Source organism: Rhodanobacter sp. PCA2 (assembly GCF_013620825.1).
Lineage (GTDB): Bacteria > Pseudomonadota > Gammaproteobacteria > Xanthomonadales > Rhodanobacteraceae > Rhodanobacter_A.
In genome coordinates, this window is sequence record NZ_NJIC01000030.1 from 54,322 (window position 1) to 56,792 (window position 2,471).

2 protein-coding genes are annotated in these 2,471 nt (G+C 66.7%); one reads left to right on the forward strand and one right to left on the reverse strand.

Annotated elements, in window-relative coordinates:
• Window positions 1-304 precede the first annotated feature (304 nt).
• Window positions 305-1,225 carry an AraC family transcriptional regulator gene (locus PCA_RS10620; protein WP_181302585.1) on the reverse strand — a complete coding sequence of 307 codons (921 nt, stop codon included), beginning with the start codon at window positions 1,223-1,225 and terminating at the stop codon, window positions 305-307.
• A 97-nt stretch (window positions 1,226-1,322) separates the two neighbouring features.
• On the opposite strand from PCA_RS10620, the gene PCA_RS10625 reads away from it, so the two are divergent.
• Window positions 1,323-2,066 (forward strand): SDR family oxidoreductase, encoded by a 744-nt coding sequence (locus PCA_RS10625; RefSeq protein WP_181302586.1) that lies wholly within the window; start codon window positions 1,323-1,325, stop codon window positions 2,064-2,066.
• Window positions 2,067-2,471 lie beyond the last annotated feature (405 nt).

Genomic DNA, 2,471 nt, shown 5'->3' on the forward strand with positions numbered 1-2,471 from the left:
CCCTCACCTCGATCCTCTCCCCGCAGGGGAGAGGAAGCAGAAAAGCTCGCGCGGACCGCTCCCTCCCCCCTCCGGGGAGAAGGCTGGGGTGAGGGGCCAAGCTCGCCGCAAGCCCCGCCCCTCGCCTCGATCCTCTCCCCGCAGGGGAGAGGAGGCAGAAAAGCTCGTGCCGCCTACTCCCTCTCCCCGGAGGAGAGAGGAAGCAGAGAAGCCCGCGCGAGCCCCCTGAAGAAGGTCTTGGAGCGGGGCGAATCGCAATGACTGGATTGGAGCTGGCAAGCGCCGCTTCCGGTTTGCAACGGAATCAGCCAACCCGCGAGCGCATCTGGCGCCGCTCCCGCGCATAGCCACTCGGCGACCGGCCGACATGACGTGTGAATGCGGTGCTGAACGTGCTGGCCGAGGAGTAGCCGACGCGCTCCGCCACCTTTTCGATCACCAGATCCTGCCGATCGAGGATGTCCTTGGCGACTGCCATCCGCCACGCGAGCAGGTACTCCATCGGCGGTATGCCGACTGCACGCGTGAAGCGCTGGAAGTACGCGGACCGCGACAGCGCCGCGGTCCTGGCCAGTTGTTCCACTGTCCAGGTCCTGGACGGATCGCGATGCATCTCCCGGATCGACAGCGCGAGACGCTCGTCCGCCAGGCCTCGCAGCAAGCCTGCCGGCGCAGCGTCGCCAGGGGCCGCGCGCAAGGCCTCGATGAGCAGCACCTCGACCAGCCGCGCAAGAATGAGGTCGCGCGCCAACCGAGACTGCCGAGCTTCCTCGCGGACAAGTCGCACCAGCACGCCAAGCCGGTCTTCGCCCCGGATATGGATGACCGGCGGAAGCAGGGCCACCAGCAGCGCGGTGTCGGGTGAGTCGAACACGAAATACCCGCCCAGCATGCGTACGTCGGGTTCCCCGTCGGGGGAACCGTGGCGCACCTCATGGTCCCGGCCTTCGACGGCGATCGGATCGATCTGTTCCAGCTCGACAGGCTCGAATCCCGACAGGACGAACCCCGGCGTCGCCGGCAGGAACACGAAGTCGCCTGCTTCCAGGCGCAGGGGATCGGCACCGTTGACGTGCAGCAGGCAGGCGCCGTCGGTTACCACGCAAAAGCCGGGATGGCCAAACGGCGCGTAGCGGACACCCCAGCGCCCCGCCCCGGAAATACTTTTCCCCACGACCCCCGCGGGTCGCAGCAAGGCGATCAGTTCGGCCAGAGGGTCGCTCATGAAAGGACTCAAAGAGATGTTTCGTGGACTCTACACTATCGAGAGTCCGATATCGAACCCTTACCGTGGCTGCACCTACCACCAAGGAGCTGCTGCAATGAAGACGATACTCATCACGGGGTGTTCCTCCGGTTATGGGCTCGAAACCGCCCACTACTTTCATGACCGCGGATGGAAGGTCATCGCCACCATGCGACGACCGGATCCCGACCTGTTGCCCGCATCCGACCGGATCAGACTCGTCGCGCTGGACGTGACCGATGCCGACAGCATCGCCCGCGCGGTTGGAGCGGCGGGTCCGGTCGACGTGCTGGTAAACAATGCCGGCATCGGAGTGGTCGGCGCCTTTGAGGCCACCCCGATGCACGTCGTGCGCGAAGTCTTCGACACCAACACGTTCGGCACGATGGCGATGATCCAGGGCGTGCTGCCGCAGATGCGAGGGCGCCGGGCAGGCACGATCGTCAATGTCACCTCCAGCGTCACGCTCGCCAGCATGCCGCTCGCTGCCGCCTACACGGCCAGCAAGACAGCCATCGAAGGCTTCAGCGGTTCGCTGGCGCACGAACTCGGCGCGTTCGACATCCGGATCAAACTGGTCGAACCCGGCTACTGCCCGACGACGCGATTCTCCGAGAACGGGGCCGAGCGCATGGGCGGCCTGATCCCGGAGGCCTATGCCGATTTCGCACGCCCTATCTTTGAAGCGTTTGCCCGCCCGGGGGCCACGACCACACCGAAGGATGTGGCCGAAGCGGTCTGGCGTGCGGTGCACGACACCACCGGACAATTCCACTTTCCCGCGGGAGCGGATGCCGTCGCATTGGCGGGGCCGCGGTAAACGCCGCAGCGCAAGGACCGTGCTTCAAACGAACCGGCATGGCGGCGGGCGCAGCCCGCCGCCATGCTCCCCCCGATACCGATCGACGCCGCGCCCGCGGTCCCCGGAGTCGCGATCACGCGACAGGTCTTCGTGACCCCGAGGCCCAGCCAGCGAGAGCCTTTCCTTTGAAGGCCACGCTCACGACAAGTCCCGTCCCCTCACCTCAATCCTCTCCCCGGAGGGGAGAGGAAGCAGAAAAGCTCGGACGGACCGCACCCTCTCCCCTCAGGGGAGAGGGCTGGGGTGAGGGGCCAAGCTCGCCGCAAGCCCCGCCCCTCGCCTCGATCCTCTCCCCGCAGCGGAGAGGAAGCAGAAAAGCTCGCGCGGACCGCTCCCTCTCCCCTCCGGGGAGAGGGAGCGGTC